We start from the raw sequence: 16,432 nt of genomic DNA, 5'->3' as shown, positions 1-16,432 counted from the left end.
CTTGTGAAAACATTCACAATAGGTACGTCAGAAAGCCAAGTTTTGGAAATGATTCCTGAGTGTGCTGTTCATAAAATTCATACGGTTCGAGAATGGCACCATTCGTTCCTATGGAACGAGCAAACACAAATACATTTTTTGCTACTACCAGTCTTTCCTATAGAAAGTTACCCCTGAAAAAATTGGATTTGACTATTCTTTCATGCCCATTTTGAAACCCTTGATGTCACGTGCTTAATCTAATCCAGAAATATTTCCCGATATTTTGATTTCAAACCCAACTCGACCTATTTCATGAAAGCTTTTCTCATCGTTGCCTATGGCTTAGTTTTTCTCTTTTCTGCCTGCCAATCAAAAACCCCTGAAATCGACTACACCGATTGGTCTCACTATGGCGGACCTGAGGACGCTTCGCGTTATTCATCATTGTCACAAATCACCAAAGAGAATGTCTCACAACTCGAAGTGGCCTGGACATACAATACTGGCGATGCCACTGAGCGCTCACAAATCCAGTGTCAGCCCATTGTAGTGAATGGGTTGCTTTACGGTTCCACACCTTCTTTGAATATCTTTGCTTTAAATGCAGCGACTGGGGAGGAAGTTTGGAGATTTGATCCTTTTGAAGTGTTAGGCGGAGAGAATTCTTGGGCTGGGACAAATCGCGGAGTGAGCTATTGGGAAGATGGTGACGATAAGCGAATTCTTTTTGGAGCTGGAAATTGGCTGATGGCCCTTGATGCCAAGACTGGCGATCCAATTCCCAGTTTTGGAGATCAGGGAAAAGTTGACCTTAGGAAAGGCTTGGATACTGAGCGGGAGGATTTTCTGATTGTGGCGAATGCTCCAGGAGTGGTCTATGGAGATTTGCTGATTATTGGGATGCGACTTTCCGAAGGATTGGATGCTGCACCTGGACATATTCGTGCTTATAATATCCGAACGGGAAAGAGAGAATGGATTTTTCACACCATACCACAGGAAGGAGAAGCAGGCTATGAAACTTGGGATGCGGACAATATCAAGCAGATCGGTGGCGCAAATAACTGGGCCGGGATGACCGTAGATCAAGCACGCGGAATTGTCTTTGTGCCTACAGGTTCTGCCACTTATGATTTCTGGGGCGGTTATCGCAAAGGGGATAATTTGTACGCTAATTCTTTGATAGCACTAGATGCCCAAACTGGAGAGCGAATTTGGCACTTTCAGGCTGTTCATCATGATATATGGGATCGGGATTTGCCCGCAAATCCCAATCTAATCCGAATCCAAAAAGATGGGAAATGGATTGATGCAGTTGCACAGATTTCCAAACAAGGGATGATTTACGTCTTTGATCGGAAAACTGGCGAGCCTGTCTGGCCTATCATCGAAACATCCGTCACTCAATCACTCATGCCTGGTGAACATAGCTCACCGACGCAACCTATCCCGACTTTTCCTGAGCCATTTATGAATATGGTGTTTGATGAGAATAGTATTCTAAATCTTCGTTCGGATTGGGAAGCTGATATCAGAAGTCAATTGGAAGGAGCAATTTATGGTGACACTTGGGCTCCTCCTCATCCTGAAAAACCGATTGTTCTTTTCCCTGGAATGGATGGTGGCGGAGAATGGGGCGGAGCTTCTTTTGATCCGACTACTCAGACTTTCTACGTCAATGCCAATCAAATTCCCTGGATAATCGGGATGACTCCAAATGCCGATTTTGAGAATGTGGGCAAATCAGTTTACACGAATTATTGCGGTAATTGTCATGGTTTGGATCGTAAAGGCAATCCACCAACAATACCTAGTCTGCTAGGTGTGGAGGAGAAATATACTTATGATTCACTTGATCTTTTGCTTCGCAAAGGAAGAGGAGCAATGCCTGCATTCAATCATATTTCTATAGAAAACCGAAAAGTATTATTGGAGTATTTGCTAGACAAAGCTCCGGCGGAAGGCGATAAGCAAGAGATGGTGGGTGCTCCATCGCAGCTATTTCCTCGCTACTATATGGATGGCTATAAAAAGCTAGTGACTAAAGAAGGTCTTTATGGCTCTAATCCCCCTTGGGGACTTTTGACAGCTATTGATATGAATACAGGTAAGAAAAAATGGCAAGTTCCTCTGGGTGAAATCGATTCACTAAGTGCTCAGGGTTTTGCTCCGACGGGTACGGAAAACTACGGAGGGCCAGTCGTAACAGCTGGTGGAGTTCTCTTTATTGCGGCGACCAAGGATGAAAAGATCCGAGCTTTCGATAAGGACACAGGAGAAATTCTCTGGGAAGCCAAACTACCAGCCTCAGGTCATGCGACTCCAGCAGTCTATGAAATGGGCGGCAGGCAGTTTCTTGTAATTGCCTGTGGAGGTGGGAAAGGAACCAAAAGCGGCGATGCTTACGTAGCTTTTGCACCTCCAAACTAGGGATTGGATTTACCTTTTGTAGTACATGGATTTTTGATTGCTAAATCCATCAATAGAGAACTTACCTGCTCCAAAAATCAGAATACTCAAAAACACGAGGAAATAAAGTAGAGGCAACTCCTTTCTGCCAAAAGGATCTGCAGCATGAACGACTAAAGCAGCTGTGAGCATGGTGATCACTAATGGAATGGTGGCCAGGCGGGTTTTGAAGCCAATCATAATTAATATAGCGCACACGAACTCAGCGAATACTGCAAGTGATAAGGAGATAACGGAGCCAAGCCCCATGAAATCCATAAATTTGATAGGCTCATCAACGAAAAATCGCATTAGTTTTGGAAAGCCATGCGTGAGAATCATAGCTCCGGCTCCCACTCTTAGAATTAAAAGTCCAATATCTTCCAACAATGCTTTTTTCATGATTTTTTCAGAGTTGATTAGTTCTAAAGTAAAATATCCAGATTCAAAGTAGAGGTGTTTTTACATGACCTGCGAAATAGTGTGGTGGCAAAAAAAACGTCAGGCAAAATGCCTGACGCTTTTATCTCAATGATAGCTGTAGAATGAAAGGTTTATTTTCCTTTCTTATTAATCATAGTCATTACAGTTTGTCCAATAATATTCAAATCAGTGAGTAAATTCACGCTACTTAGATATTTCAAATCTAAAAGCACTCGCTGACACATTTCCTCCACAGTCTCGGCGTAGCCAAAATCTACCTGTCCGATGGAAGTAATTCCAGGACGAAGTGTAAGCAATTGTGCATATTTTGGTTGCCTAGCCACAATCTGCTTAATAAAGTGAGCTCGCTCTGGTCTAGGACCTACTACAGACATATCTCCTACAAGAACATTGAAGAATTGAGGAATCTCATCCAAGTGAGTTTTTCTCATGAAATTACCCCATTTGGTAACTCTAGGATCATTGTCTGTAGTCAACTGTGGACCATTCACTTCAGAATCTACGATCATACTTCTATACTTAAGAATATAGAAAGGCTGTCCGTTTCTACCGATTCTTTCCTGCTTGTAAAATACAGGTCCTTTAGACGTCAGCTTTGTGATCAACATTAATGTAAGGAATACTGGCAAGCCAGCTAGGATTGCTAGAGAAGAAAACAGGATGTCGAATGATCTTTTTACAAATCTTGTAGTTACCTCTATACCCTCATTCACTGATTGTGAAACAGAGCTTCTAGATATGTTGGTTAAAGACAAAAGATCAGGGATTATACGACCCGATTGGTAGCCTTTAAAAACAATCTCTTGTTGGTGTGATGAATTACGTATCATTGGTTTAGTCTTTTTAATCAAATAGTGTGGTACTTAGTAGTATTCAATAGGGGTGCCAAGCAAAAACATGCCTATTTGAGAAAATAGGAGCCTTTTAGTGAAATTATTAACATTAATTATGTGGAAGCTATACACACATCGAGTGTGTTTCTACCTAATAGAAAATATCAGGTGCGGCTCCAGTAAGCCTTTGTCATAGAAAATGACTTTCGTAGTCTAACTGGGAGTGAGAAATAGTGAAGCCCCAGTTTGTAGCCTACCAATTTAGCCCCTGTTGCGAACAGGCATTTTGGGATTAATAAGGGGTTGTGCTTAAAAGTATAATTGAGTTCTGATTTGAGGTATTTGAGGCCCTCACTTTCTGCTCTGCCAAATTTCTCGAAGATCCATTGGTTGTTGACGTGGAATACTCCGATATCAAAATACCTTTTGAATTCTTCAATGGCAGAATAATCATGTGAGTGGTGTATTTTGGAGTGCGAAAGGTACGCCATTTTCCATCCATCCAACAACATCTTGCCAGCAATTAATACGTCTTCGCCTAAAATAGAGCCAGATGGGAAGCCATGGACAGCTAAAAATGCTGTTTTTCTGTAAGCTGCGAAAGAATTGGAGCAGGAAATTGTCCTAATTCCGTAGCGATCAGCATCTTCCATACTCTTGACTTTGGACACAGCGGGATAGTTGAAAAGTCTCGCGTGGGTCTCCAAAACCTTTGCGTTTTTATGGGGAAGCTGTCTGCCATAAACCATTCCTAGTTTAGGGTTTTCTTCCAAAGCCTGCACCATTACTGCTATAGCATCAGGCTCGGCAAGGATCGCATCTTGAGTCAGAAATACAAATACATCTGCATCTGGAAATGTCTCTGTTGCCATTTGTCTTGTGCCACCATGATCAAAATCTTTTTTATCAATCTGGATCAAATCGCAAGTTTCTTCATTGATCAAATCCAGTGTACCATCAGTGGAGCCAGAATCTATAATGACCAATCTAGAAATGGGATAGTTTTGCTTAGCCAAGCCATCTAGTACTTCTTTCCAGATTTTGCCTGCATTCAGCGTTGGGATAAAAAGATTGACTAGCATAGCTTAAAAATATATTTGGGAGATTTCTACACCACCATAATTTACTGTTCCAGAAATCAGTATTTCGTTTCCCACTTTCGCTTTACCTTTTCCTACGAGGAGCACAGTTTCGGTATTTTCAATTCCCCTGTATTCATTTCCTTCTAAAGTAAGCTGATTTGGATAATGGCTTCTAAAAGCTTGATTTTCCTTCCCTCCAGCGATGGATGTAATAGTATTATTCTTGACCACCAGCTCTTTAGAGTTGTCATCAAAAATAGCTGTATTATAAGATTTGATCTGATTTCCGATAATATGGATGTTTTTTGCGGTGTTTCTAAGGACTATGGCTGATGAATTTTGACTGAGAATTTCATTATTTTCGATAAGTGCATCGTCAGCTTTTACGATCAGAATTGCCGGGTTTGTCGAGGTGTTAATGATTTTATTTCCCAACAAATGCATATGTCCTTTTAAGTTGAAGTTGAAAGATGCGTTTGAAAAACTATTGTTTTCAATTTTGAATTCATCCACCTGTATTCCATTAGGCAGCGAAAGCGAACCCAACTCATTATCTCGAAGATGAATTTTCTTTGCTTTAGTATTTGCGATCAGATTGATGCTACTAAAACGATTTTGATCAAGTAGCAATTCCTCTAGGTCAAGCGTAACTTCCACCTGATTGTCCGCCCAGTTTTGTTTTGCCAAAATCAAGCCACAGCTTTCTACATAGATAGCCGGCCGATTGTTTCTGTACGCTTCATTTTTATAGATAATGACATTCGAAACGTTGATAAGTGTCACTATGCCTGAGCCGTCAGGAGTGGATTCCTCATTCACAAATCCATTTCCGCAGGTGATATTCTCAGTGATCAGACATGCGATATCTTTTGCTTTTTCTTTGGATCGGTTGTTTATGTCAATCGCGTCGGAAGCATTTTCCTCCAGAATATTAAGAGAGAAATTGTAGTCGCTTTCCTTTCCGGATTCGCCAAAAGCCACCTGAATCGCGGACATTCCATTATGACGGATTACATTATTGATGACTTCTACTTTTCTGCTTCCATAGATGAAAACACCATTTTCTCCATTCTTATAAATTTCAGAATCATGGATAGACACAGTATTACTGGATAGAATTCGGATTCCTGTTCCCGGCTGGTAGCTGTCGGTTTCTGTTCTAGGCTTACCAAAATGATGGATTTTGGTATTTGCTATTTCAATTCCGCTTGACTCAAAAGTCATTATACCAGGGTAAGCCCGAAACTTTGTGGAATCCCCAGTTAACTCAGTATTATAAATTCGGATTTGATGGCTTTTCAACAAATAAATCCCTTCGTTTTTGGATTCTCCTTTCAGAGAAATATTGACGTTTTTCACGCCTTGTCCAAGAATCAACGGGTTTGGAGAATTCTGTTTCTCAATTGAGTATTCTCCAGCCTTAGCGGAAAAATGATGTTTGATAGTGCCTTCAGAAAGGATATTCACATCCGATTTAAGTAGAATGGTGCGAATTTGATATTGTCCTGCAGGGAAAAACACCGTATCACCTTCAGCAGCTTGGTCGATCACTTGCTGAATAGCTTCTGTTTGGTCGCTTTCGGAATCAGCCAAAACGCCAAAGTCAAGGACATTCAGACGCTTGCCTTCATTCAAAGAATCAGTTTGACAAATGCCTGATATAGGCAATGCAAAAAGTAAAATAAAGAATAAGTGGAAATAACTTTTCATGATTGTTTTAAGACAGTATGGTCTCCCATGTTTCTGCAGCCGTTTTCTCCCAGCTAAATTCCCGTGCTCGCTCAAGTCCTTTTACGATGGATTCCACATAGAAATTTTCATCATTTACTAGCTTTTCTATACCCGCTTGAATAGCTGAGATTTCCGTGGGATCCACACAAAGTGCGGCGCCACCGGCGATTTCGGGTAGTGAACTGGTGTTTGAAGTCAAAACTGGTGTCCCTGATGCCATAGATTCTATGATTGGTAAACCGAATCCTTCCATCAGAGAGGCAAATAACGTAGCCTGGGCTCCTTTGTATAGTTTGGGTAAATCTGCTTCTTCTATAAAACCCAAAAACCGAACTCTTTTGTGGATACCCAAACCGCCGATAAGCGCTTCAAGTTCTGCGTCAGTATTTCCAGAAAGGTAAAACATGAAATCATTGGGGATTCTTGCTTTTGCAAAAGCAGAAAGCATGGCTGGTAAATTCTTGTTCTTTCTGCGATTTCCTACATAAAGAAAATAAGGTCGCACACTGTCATATTCTTCCTCATTTTCTAAGAAATGTACGTCCACTCCATTATAAATCACTTTGATAAGCTCATCTGGTATTCCTAGAATTTCGACTAGTTGGCTTTTGGAGAAATGAGACACCGTGATGATTTTCTTTGCTTTTAGCGCCAGCCTTGCAATCACCTGCTCATAATAGATCTTATGCAGTTTCGAATAATAGAACAAGTGCATTAAATCGTGAACGGTGAAAATGAACGGAGTATTCGAAAAGGCAGGTGGCATAAAGGACGGACTGTAGAAAACATCCGCATTTGACTTCTTTATTTCCTCACCCAGCATCAAAGGCGTAAGCAAACTCCCCAAGCCCATTTTACTTTGCACGTATTCACAGGTAGCTTCAAATGGCGCATACTTTATTACTTCTTGGTAAAGCCTTCCTATTCCCGTATTTCCTGACCAGCGATTATCTATCAATATTTTTTTTTGGGTTTTCATACACTGAGTTTTACCTTTTTGAAGGTGATTTCGCCCAATGATCCGATGAGATAGATCAGGCATAAATACATGATCAAGTCATTGTCATATCCTGAATAAAGTATCATCATAATGGCGATGATCGGGAGGAAAAGTGCCAACCAAAGTTTAGCATTTGAAGTTTTGTGCCAGCAGTCTCTGATAAACCAAACGAAAAATATCAAGAACGATAAAAATCCTACAATTCCCATTTCCAAATAAGTAGATAAAAAAGTATTATGAATGTGAGGTTCTCCGCGATAGAATTCTGCATGGTTGGCCAGAAAATTAGGAGCGCTGAGGAAGCCATTTCCCCAGGGAGAAATAGCATCGAAATGCTCAAAGAATGCAGTCCAGTAAACCAATCGAATCCCCATTCCATCATTGGACGAAGTCAAAGAATCTACTCGGATTACTTTTTGGAGGACAAATGGAAGTGCTATTGCGATCAAAACTAGCAAGGCGATCTTCCATTTTTTGTCTAATGAAAACCAAAGAAGCAAAAAGACTCCAATCAGTAAGGCGATAATGGGAGTGCGTGAGAGACTCAAAAATGCTATCAGAAACACAAAGGTAATTCGCCAGATTGAGAGCTTATTTTTCAAAACGACTGGAATGCAGATGAAGGAAAAGCCCATCAATGCGATGCGGGCACCAAACATGTTTTTGTCATCCAAACCCCAGTAATAGAGCGAGTCGCGGTAGAGCGAACTTGCTTGGCCAGAGGAATCACTTCCTGTGATCAGCTTGAAATCGTAAGCTTGATGATAAATAAGCAACTGGATGAGCGATAGTATTAAAACCGTGAGCAAGACAGCGTCCAGCTTAGTGGTCAGCGATTCGTTGTCCCGTGAACCAAGCCAATTCACTGCAAAAAACAGAAATAAGAAATTGATGAGGAGCTTAATGATATTCGTCAAGGTTAATGGTTCTCCCGGGAAATTGATTAGGTAACTCAGGACGGCATATGTGCTGAAAACAGCCAGCGCTATTGACCATTTCGGAAAAGTAAGTTGGGGAGTTTCTCTGTAGAAAAAGTATGATGTGATGATGAAAAATACCGGATAAACCTTCACTGGAAGAAACATAGATATCAGGGATATCAAAAACAGAGACTCTGCTAATGAAATAGCCTTCCATTCGTTCCCTTCAAATGCAGCAGCTTGGTTTGTAAGTACGATTTCTGGAGTACTCATTCTGATGTTTCAAATTTGGGCTTATCCAAAGCCTGTTTCAAAACTGACTCATATTCTCCGATCATCCGATCAGCATCCAAAATCGAAGCTACGGATGCTCTTGCCGCTTGGCTGAATTGGTTATACTGTTCTGGGTTTTCATAGAGTAGGCGCATAGCAGCACTTAAAGAATCCGGCTGGCTATCGTAGCAATACAAGCCGTTGATTCCATCCTTTACCGTTTCCTGAAGTCCGCCTCTTTTATTGGCGATCACAGGAACGTGGTTTGCCAAAGCCTCGATTGCCACCATTCCCAGCGGTTCCTCCCAGAGAGAAGGAACTACGAGCACGTCGATTTCTGCAAGAAATTCTGTAGAGTTAATATATCCGACAAATTCAATGTTTGAGTCTTTCGCCAATTCCTTCAATTGATTTTCGTACACTTTATCCCCTTTTCCTGCGATGCTTAAGCTCGCATCGAAATCCAGTTTTTGGAATTGCCGGATCAGCCAATCCAAACCTTTGACTTTCGAAAGAGTGCCCAAATAACCAAATCGAATGGATTGTTTCTCTTTTCGCGCCTCTTTGGCAGGAGGATCTGAAATTGTTCTTGTATTGTATATGATGTTTTTGGAGGCAATTTGGAAGTAGCCGAAAGAGATAAAGCGTTGTAAGATACTGTTGCTGATTCCTACTACTGCGCTTACTTTTTTGGACTTTTCTGCATGATTGCTTCGCAAAAGTTTGCAGCTGAAACATTGCGTTTCGCAGGTTTGCTCGTTTTTAAACATGTTGCTGTTTGGGCAAAGCAAATACAGATCATGCAAAACCTGGACAATGGGAATTCCTGCCTGATGAATTGGATTCCAGACTGACGCTGACCAACCGGCGAGATTGTGACAAGAAACCACGTCGGGCTTTTCAGTAGTTAGGATGTCATTGACCACCTTGGCCATCGACTCGTTTGACTGATCTTGGTAGTGCCAGGAAAGTCTGGAAAGTTTGTTTTTCTTGGCTTTCGAATATGGCCAATATGAGTTTTGCAATCCTGCTCGATAAACAGTAACTCCATCAACCATCTCTTTTTTCAGCCCATTCTCAGGCATCAAACTCAGCACCGCGACTTCATGACCCAGAGATTTCATTCCTTCTACGATTAGTTTCAGGGAAATCTCCGCGCCACCTTCGATCAGTGGGCTATAAAGAGAGTTGATGTATAGTATTTTCATGTATCAGGTTTAGCTGAAAAAGAGATGTTTTAATCGAGAAAGCTTTGGTACAACTCGATCAATTTATCAGTCACGACTTGTTTATTGTTTTTCTCTAGTACTAAATCCCTCATTCTATGGCCTTTCTCAGTTAATGAATTTGAATCCTCTAGGTGGAGGTTTATAGCTGATTGAATCTGTTTTTCTAACGCAGCTAGATGTTCAGATTCGTTTTCATAGCTATAGTCAAATACGTCTTCCCCTCCATCTAGGTCATCAATAGTGCCAATTCTTGGGCAGATTACAGTTCTTCCGTAAGAAAATCCCAGAATTACAGTTCCTGAATTTAGACTGCTTTCCTGCGAATAAGGAAGAATGAGCACGTCTGATTGATGGATGTAGGTTGGCAATTCCGAGTCAGGAATAAATTTCAACTCAAGTGTAATGTTATTTGCGCCTTGAGCTAATTTTTCTAACTCGGTTCGATAAGCTTCAGAATTTGGATTGCCAGCAATCGTCAAGTGGATCTCTTCAGAAAATCGGCCAGCGATCTGAATCAGCAATTCAATGTTTTTATAGGGTTTGATCGCTCCAATAAATAAAAGCTTCAGTTTAGACGGTCTTTTCTCCGAACGTTCAGGAATCATCTGTCCATAAACATCAATAAAATCAGGATGCGGAATGTGGACAATTTTGCTTTTAAGATTGGGAAATTGGCTTCGCAAGATATTCTTTGAAATCGCTGAGTGGATCACAATGGCATCCGCTTGGGCAACGAGTTTTTTGGTAAGAGCTCGACTCAGTTTTCCTGATTTTTTCTCGTGAGAAAGTCTGTTGTGCATCGTCCACACCAATTTTTTATTACCAAGCTTGATAGCTGCTAACACAATCAGTTTTCTGAAATAGCTCGTCCACATGCTTTTGACGCTGCTGTCATCCAGATTCTCAAACCAATTCAAATGAAGCAAGCGAATGGATTTGTAATGGCTCGTCGAAGAAAGAAAATCATCTAATCTGTTTACTTCAAAACCGTGTTTTTCCAGACCATTTACCAGGATGGCGATGTATTTATTTTCCTTGTTTTCGCAGGGATTGAAGATGATTTTGATTGGTGAACCCATCAGCGTTAAGAGCGTTTTGAATTCATACTTTTTGCTAGCGCTACTCCGATGTCCGTGATGGATAAACCGAATTTTTCTCGGGTATTCATCCAGGTTTTTGCTTTGTCCAAAGGGCTACTTCGCATGGAAAGCATCATCGTGTATAGTTTCTTTTGTTGCATATACTCTTCTTTTTCTTTAACCAAGTGGTTGTAAATGATCTGATCAGAAGGATGAGGAGGATTGTTTTTCAGAAAATCTGCCAGCCAATCCGAATAACTCACGTCAGCCATCATTTTGTGGAGGTCATTTCCCGTGGAGGTGATCGAAAGTCTATTACTTCGGTATTCGAAAACAGGTTTGTTGCTATGAGCAATACCCTTTTTCGCAGAAGCGATAAAGGCCGTGATATCATCCGAACCCCATGCCAGCGGAAGTTTGTAGAAACCGCCTTGACTTTTTAGAGTGGAACTGTTGTACACATAATCCGAGATGTAATTTGAGCGCAATTGGCGCAAGCGATGCCAGATCGAATCATAGACATGTTCGAATGCAGGAAGAGCGGGGGTGAGCAGTACATCATTTCCGTCGTCATCGATGATTTTGCTGCGGCAATGATAGACACTTAGGTTTGGGTAGTTTTGAAACAGATTTTCAAATTCGGCCAGATAATCTGGTGCTAATCGGTCATCATCACCCATTATGACGATATATTCCCCAGTTGACAGTTCCAGACATTTATTCCAATTGTCCACCAAATCATAAGCTCCGACATTCTGTTCGTTCTTGAAATATCGGATTCTGGGATCAGAATTTTTCAAGACTATCTCCTCAACTGGCTCTGGCGAGCAATCATTCAATATGATTAATTCAAAGAGCGCAACCGTCTGAGACAAGATGCTATCAATGCATTCTTGCAAGTATTTGCTCTTGTAAGCAGGAATGCAAATCGAAAATTTATTCTTGCTCATTGGATGTTTTTCTTTTCAAAAGTTTGGTGCGCAGAAAGTCTATATCGGCAGATTTGATGATAAACAGAAAGTGGAATGCGGCAAATACCGTAGTGAAAATCGCTGAGCGAATACTAATGCCGAGCAATCCTTCTGGTATTTCTATCCATTTTCCTACACCATAACCTACGGCAAATGCAATCATCGCGCCTAGGACAGATGGTGAAAAAGCTCCAAGAAATATCTTCTTGCTATCAAGCTTGAGAACTTTAGGAATATAATAAATATAGAAGAAACCGATCTGAATCAGCATGTAAGCAAGATAGCCGATCACCGCTGCGCCGACATTCAGCGTAGGTGCTAGAATAACTGTGATGGGCAGCGAAAGAATACAGGCGGTCGCCGAAGAATAAATCAGGAAGCGGGTTTTGCCTGAAGAAAGCACCAAACTTGCAACTGGGGTATTGTGCATACTGAGCAAAACTGTGAGCAACCAGATATTCAGCCAGACAGCCAAATGGAGGTAATCTTTCCCCATGTAGAGGAGGAGTATAGATTCCGAATTCAGCACCAACAGAAAAACGATAAAACTTAAAAAAATAGAAATGTAGCGAGTGGCCACAAAAACCATTTTCTCCATTTTGGGGTGATTTCCCTCCTGATAGACTTTGGAAGCTGAAGGCAAAAGTACTTGAAGAAAGATTGTCCCAAATGAAATAATAAGCATGGCAATCGTTTGAATCACACGGTAATCTGTCAACACATCGATGCCTGAAGCGAATTTTGCCAGCAAAATAGGCCGCAATTCATTTGCTGTGAGCTGAAAAAGACCCATCAGAAATATCGCAGAACTGTACCCTATTATTTCTCTGAAAATTTTCCCATCCCATTTTGGTGTAAGCAATAGCCCTAAAGGAATAGGGAAAACTCGAAGTCGTAAAATATTCAGGGGAATCGGAATAAGCGTGGAAATCGTGTAGAAAAGAAAGTAAAGCGGCAAAGACCATTTGAAGTGAATGGCTGCGATCGCTACGACAAAATTCAAAACGCTACTGACTACCGTTACACGATTCACATATCCGAGTTCATCTTTGGCACTGAGTAGCTGGATGATGACATTCGACAACCAGTTCAGAACTGTGCTAGCTGATAAGATAAACATCATGAGCCTATAAGTCGGGATCTGATCCGAATTTAGGTTAAACAAAAAATGGCCATAATTAGCCATGAGTATGAAAATAAGCGAATTGACTAAGCCTATCGTGCCGTAGAAAATGATGCTGGATCTAGAAGCTCTTCCTATGTTTTGCCAGTCAGCTTTTGCTTCCCACATAGAGAAAAACCGTACAGAACCTACGTTCATTCCGAGATCCATTAGCCTTAAGTAGGCATTGAGGGAAAAGGCCAAGGCGATCAATCCATAGTCAGCTTTGCCATAATAACCTACCAAAAGCGGAATGGTGACAAACTTTGCTGCCGCGTCCAGAAGTTTGGCTAAAATCCCCCAGACTGAACCTGAAAAAATACGATGAACGGCTACTGGTTTTGTGCTCAAAATAGTCTTTGGATGATTTTGTACTGAATTTACCTCCTACTCACCAAAAATAGTTCCTGAGCTTAATTTACTCTGATTTAAAATCAAGTATCTTTTTTGCAAGAGCTAGGGAAATGCAATTGCAGGTCCCCAAAATTGGTTTCACATACTAGGTTAAATGATGGGTTTGGGCCAGCTCCTTTCTCGACAGCAATCTGGATTAAATGGGAGAGAAAAAGAGATCTGATAAATAAAAACATATGATTAAAGTCTTAATTATTGGTGCCTTTGACCGATACAATTACGGGGATTTACTTTTTCCATTGGTGATCGAAAGGCAACTGAGTACTTACGGGGAGAATTTCCAATTTGAATATTTTGGCCTTATCAACAGTGACCTTTCCAATGTAGGAGGGCTTCCTACCAAAGGACTTCAGAAGTTTTATAAAGCGTGTAGCGATCCATCTGACCCTGTGCACGTGATTATCGCGGGAGGGGAAGCGCTGGGAGTGACTTGGAATTCACTTTATGCGGCATTGAATCCACTTTTTCAACGAATCAATAAAAGACATGTAAGAGTAAATAAGTTACTTGACTTAAATGCCTGGACCAAGAAAATTCTGAAAGGCAAAACAACCCTTCCTTTTGTGTTTGATAAAAGTGATTTTCCTGGGGTGAAATCTGTGATTTTGAACTCACTGGGAGGTTCTGGACTTGGGAAGTCTGTTTTTGAGAAATACGATTTCCTTAAAGTGAAGCTTCAGAGTGCAGATTATTTTGCCGTTCGGGATCAGTTGACTGTTGATAATTTATTGGAAAATGGGGTGAAAGCGGATCTTTTTCCTGACTCTGCTATTTTGATGTCAGAGTTTTATCCGCTGGATTTTCTTCGTACTAGGGTTACCAAAGAAGTTGCTGATTATGTAGCTGAAAATGCAGGAAATTATGTGTTGGCACAAATAAACAAGAAAACCACGCGCGGTCATGAGCAAGTCATTGCTAGTGGTTTGGATGAGATTTATCAAAAGGGAAAGACTGAGATTTGCCTTTGTCCAATAGGCAAAGCCCTTGATCATGATGATCATGAGGCATTGCAGGAACTTGGGCAGCTGATGTCTAGCCCTCATGCGTACTTCGATGCTGATAATATCTGGGATATTATGTATTTACTCGCTAATGCAAAATGCTACGTGGGTACAAGCTTACACGGTGCTATCACAGCTATGAGTTATGCCGTTCCGTATGTAGGGTTGAAAGTGGAGAAGCTAGGAGCTTACTTGGCAACGTGGGGAGTTGGTGAGAACAGACGGTCAGTTGAGTTTGACGAAATTTTTCAGCAGTTTGAAATTGCGACCTCTATTTCAAAACAGGACTATGAAACTTCGAGAGATCGCCAGATGGAAGAGATAAAGAAGGGTTTTGGAAAAATGGTGAAGGTGCTTAAAGCAAAATAAGGATTTTTTTTCCTGCTTCTCCTGAAGTAGGAGCTTAATTCAAACTAAAACTTATCCTTAATTTTTGTGATTCAAATCACAAAAAATAGCTATTATTTGTGATTCAAATCACAAATATCATATTAAATTTGTGATTTAGCTTTTCGAACCTATGGCACTGACTTCAATACATAGAAATATTCTGCAATCAATACAAAATCGTTTATTCAGAAATAAGGTAATCTTGATTTTGGGGCCGAGGCAGGTAGGTAAAAGTACTCTTTGCGAGAAACTCCTAGCAAATTCAGGTCTTACATGGCTTTATTTAAATGGTGATGAGGCTGATGTCAGGTCAGAACTGACAGATACTACAGCTACCCGCTTGAAAAGTATTTTGGGTGATCACAAGATTCTTTTTATAGACGAAGCTCAGAGAATTCCTGGGATAGGACTAACCCTGAAAATTGCGGTAGATCAGCTAAAAGATGTGCAGGTAATCGCTACAGGTTCTTCTGCATTTGATTTGACAAGTCTTTCAAATGAGCCTTTGACTGGGAGAAAGTTCGAATTCTTTCTATTCCCTCTAAGCTTTGGAGAAATGATAAGGCATCATGGTTTGTTGACTGAAAAACGCCTGATCGAGCATCGAATGATTTTTGGCTATTATCCAGAAATTGTGACTCACGCTGGTGAAGAAAAGGAACTCTTGAAACTTCTTGCAGGGAGCTATCTCTATAAAGATCTCCTGATGCTGGAGCAAATCAAAAAGCCGATTTTGCTTGAAAAATTGCTTAAAGCACTAGCGCTGCAGCTGGGCAGTGAAGTCAATTATCATGAACTAGGGCAGATAGTAGGTGCGGATAAAATTACCGTTGAGAAATATATTGACTTGCTCGAGAAAGCCTATGTTATAGTTAGAATTCCAGCTTACAATAAAAATGTAAGAACAGAACTCAAGAAAGGGAAGAAAATTTATTTCTATGACTGCGGTATTAGGAATGCGATTTTGGGCAATTTCAACCCTGTCATTAAAAGGACGGATGTTGGGGCGTTATGGGAAAACTATTTCCTGATGGAGCGGATGAAATACCAAGCATACAAAGGTGCTGATGCTAAACATTATTTCTGGAGAACAACAGCGCAGCAGGAAATTGATTTTATAGAGGAATCGGATGGGTCAATGACAGCTATAGAATGTAAATGGAGTGAAAAATCCAAAGTCAGATTTCCATCAACTTTTACTGTTGCATATCCAGAATCTACTCTTGAGGTCATTACCCCACAGAATATAGAGGGGATGTTAGGGATCGATTTATAAATTTTTATGTCTAAAAACTGACACCCTGTCACCCTTAATTATAGCAGGTTTGACTTTTAAGAGTTTCAAGTTTCACTATTCCAATAACCTTGCTCTTATCCGCGAACTATTATCTTTCGGTACGAAGGTTGTTTTAACTATGTCAGGTTAAATCATTTAACCCTGCATTCAACTTTAAACGGCGGTAATTCAATTCT

Annotated in this window: 13 protein-coding genes; 3 read left to right on the top strand and 10 right to left on the bottom strand. The window is 40.7% G+C overall.

Annotated features, from left to right (window positions below; genetic code table 11):
* Positions 1 to 294: 294 nt before the first annotated feature.
* Positions 295 to 2,412 carry an outer membrane protein assembly factor BamB family protein gene (locus BVH04_RS00825; RefSeq protein ID WP_086539436.1) on the top strand — a complete coding sequence of 706 codons (2,118 nt, stop codon included), beginning with the start codon at positions 295 to 297 and terminating at the stop codon, positions 2,410 to 2,412.
* Between the two features lie 9 nt (positions 2,413 to 2,421).
* Here BVH04_RS00825 and BVH04_RS00820 read toward each other — a convergent pair whose 3' ends face one another.
* The 10 genes from BVH04_RS00820 to BVH04_RS00775 form a co-directional block, all read right to left on the bottom strand.
* Positions 2,422 to 2,832 carry a DoxX family protein gene (locus BVH04_RS00820; RefSeq protein WP_086539435.1) on the bottom strand — a complete coding sequence of 137 codons (411 nt, stop codon included), beginning with the start codon at positions 2,830 to 2,832 and terminating at the stop codon, positions 2,422 to 2,424.
* A 152-nt stretch (positions 2,833 to 2,984) separates the two neighbouring features.
* The gene (locus BVH04_RS00815) at positions 2,985 to 3,704 is read right to left on the bottom strand and encodes a sugar transferase (protein WP_086539434.1); all 720 of its coding nucleotides are present in this window, start codon (positions 3,702 to 3,704) and stop codon (positions 2,985 to 2,987) included.
* A 167-nt stretch (positions 3,705 to 3,871) separates the two neighbouring features.
* On the bottom strand, positions 3,872 to 4,789 hold the full coding sequence (locus BVH04_RS00810) for a glycosyltransferase family 2 protein (protein WP_086539433.1): 918 nt from the start codon (positions 4,787 to 4,789) through the stop codon (positions 3,872 to 3,874).
* Positions 4,790 to 4,792: 3 nt separating this feature from the next.
* Positions 4,793 to 6,499 carry a right-handed parallel beta-helix repeat-containing protein gene (locus BVH04_RS00805; RefSeq protein WP_086539432.1) on the bottom strand — a complete coding sequence of 569 codons (1,707 nt, stop codon included), beginning with the start codon at positions 6,497 to 6,499 and terminating at the stop codon, positions 4,793 to 4,795.
* Between the two features lie 7 nt (positions 6,500 to 6,506).
* On the bottom strand, positions 6,507 to 7,499 hold the full coding sequence (locus BVH04_RS00800) for a glycosyltransferase family 4 protein (RefSeq protein ID WP_086539431.1): 993 nt from the start codon (positions 7,497 to 7,499) through the stop codon (positions 6,507 to 6,509).
* On the bottom strand, positions 7,496 to 8,713 hold the full coding sequence (locus BVH04_RS00795; RefSeq protein WP_086539430.1) for an O-antigen ligase family protein: 1,218 nt from the start codon (positions 8,711 to 8,713) through the stop codon (positions 7,496 to 7,498). Before BVH04_RS00795 ends, BVH04_RS00800 begins: the two co-directional genes overlap by 4 nt.
* On the bottom strand, positions 8,710 to 9,921 hold the full coding sequence (locus BVH04_RS00790; RefSeq protein ID WP_086539429.1) for a glycosyltransferase family 4 protein: 1,212 nt from the start codon (positions 9,919 to 9,921) through the stop codon (positions 8,710 to 8,712). The genes BVH04_RS00795 and BVH04_RS00790 overlap by 4 nt, the downstream gene beginning before the upstream one ends.
* Before the next feature lie 29 nt (positions 9,922 to 9,950).
* The gene (locus BVH04_RS00785) at positions 9,951 to 11,021 is read right to left on the bottom strand and encodes a glycosyltransferase family 4 protein (RefSeq protein WP_086539428.1); all 1,071 of its coding nucleotides are present in this window, start codon (positions 11,019 to 11,021) and stop codon (positions 9,951 to 9,953) included.
* 5 nt (positions 11,022 to 11,026) lie between these two features.
* On the bottom strand, positions 11,027 to 11,971 hold the full coding sequence (locus BVH04_RS00780; protein WP_086539427.1) for a glycosyltransferase family 2 protein: 945 nt from the start codon (positions 11,969 to 11,971) through the stop codon (positions 11,027 to 11,029).
* Positions 11,958 to 13,505, bottom strand: a complete 1,548-nt coding sequence (locus BVH04_RS00775; RefSeq protein ID WP_086539426.1) for a lipopolysaccharide biosynthesis protein — start codon at positions 13,503 to 13,505, stop codon at positions 11,958 to 11,960. The genes BVH04_RS00780 and BVH04_RS00775 overlap by 14 nt, the downstream gene beginning before the upstream one ends.
* Before the next feature lie 239 nt (positions 13,506 to 13,744).
* Here BVH04_RS00775 and BVH04_RS00770 point away from each other — a divergent pair, with 239 nt between their 5' ends.
* Both BVH04_RS00770 and BVH04_RS00765 read left to right on the top strand, forming a co-directional pair.
* Positions 13,745 to 14,938 (top strand): polysaccharide pyruvyl transferase family protein, encoded by a 1,194-nt coding sequence (locus BVH04_RS00770; RefSeq protein ID WP_086539425.1) that lies wholly within the window; start codon positions 13,745 to 13,747, stop codon positions 14,936 to 14,938.
* A gap of 151 nt (positions 14,939 to 15,089) precedes the next feature.
* Entirely contained in the window at positions 15,090 to 16,235 is a 1,146-nt protein-coding gene (locus BVH04_RS00765; protein ID WP_086539424.1) for an ATP-binding protein, read from the top strand.
* Positions 16,236 to 16,432 lie beyond the last annotated feature (197 nt).

Origin of the sequence: Algoriphagus antarcticus (assembly GCF_002150685.1) — a bacterium.
Lineage (GTDB): Bacteria > Bacteroidota > Bacteroidia > Cytophagales > Cyclobacteriaceae > Algoriphagus > Algoriphagus antarcticus.
Note: the sequence above shows the minus strand (reverse complement) of the source record. Positions and strands in the feature narration are given on the sequence as shown.

What these genes read in the sequence shown, in the direction of transcription:
- BVH04_RS00780 (WP_086539427.1), bottom strand. Translation starts at nt 11,971, where the DNA reads ATGAGCAAGAATAAATTTTCGATTTGCATTCCTGCTTACAAGAGCAAA.
- BVH04_RS00825 (WP_086539436.1), top strand. Translation starts at nt 295, where the DNA reads ATGAAAGCTTTTCTCATCGTTGCCTATGGCTTAGTTTTTCTCTTTTCT.
- BVH04_RS00805 (WP_086539432.1), bottom strand. Translation starts at nt 6,499, where the DNA reads ATGAAAAGTTATTTCCACTTATTCTTTATTTTACTTTTTGCATTGCCT.
- BVH04_RS00815 (WP_086539434.1), bottom strand. Translation starts at nt 3,704, where the DNA reads ATGATACGTAATTCATCACACCAACAAGAGATTGTTTTTAAAGGCTAC.
- BVH04_RS00800 (WP_086539431.1), bottom strand. Translation starts at nt 7,499, where the DNA reads ATGAAAACCCAAAAAAAAATATTGATAGATAATCGCTGGTCAGGAAAT.
- BVH04_RS00795 (WP_086539430.1), bottom strand. Translation starts at nt 8,713, where the DNA reads ATGAGTACTCCAGAAATCGTACTTACAAACCAAGCTGCTGCATTTGAA.
- BVH04_RS00810 (WP_086539433.1), bottom strand. Translation starts at nt 4,789, where the DNA reads ATGCTAGTCAATCTTTTTATCCCAACGCTGAATGCAGGCAAAATCTGG.
- BVH04_RS00770 (WP_086539425.1), top strand. Translation starts at nt 13,745, where the DNA reads ATGATTAAAGTCTTAATTATTGGTGCCTTTGACCGATACAATTACGGG.
- BVH04_RS00790 (WP_086539429.1), bottom strand. Translation starts at nt 9,921, where the DNA reads ATGAAAATACTATACATCAACTCTCTTTATAGCCCACTGATCGAAGGT.
- BVH04_RS00765 (WP_086539424.1), top strand. Translation starts at nt 15,090, where the DNA reads ATGGCACTGACTTCAATACATAGAAATATTCTGCAATCAATACAAAAT.
- BVH04_RS00785 (WP_086539428.1), bottom strand. Translation starts at nt 11,021, where the DNA reads ATGGGTTCACCAATCAAAATCATCTTCAATCCCTGCGAAAACAAGGAA.
- BVH04_RS00820 (WP_086539435.1), bottom strand. Translation starts at nt 2,832, where the DNA reads ATGAAAAAAGCATTGTTGGAAGATATTGGACTTTTAATTCTAAGAGTG.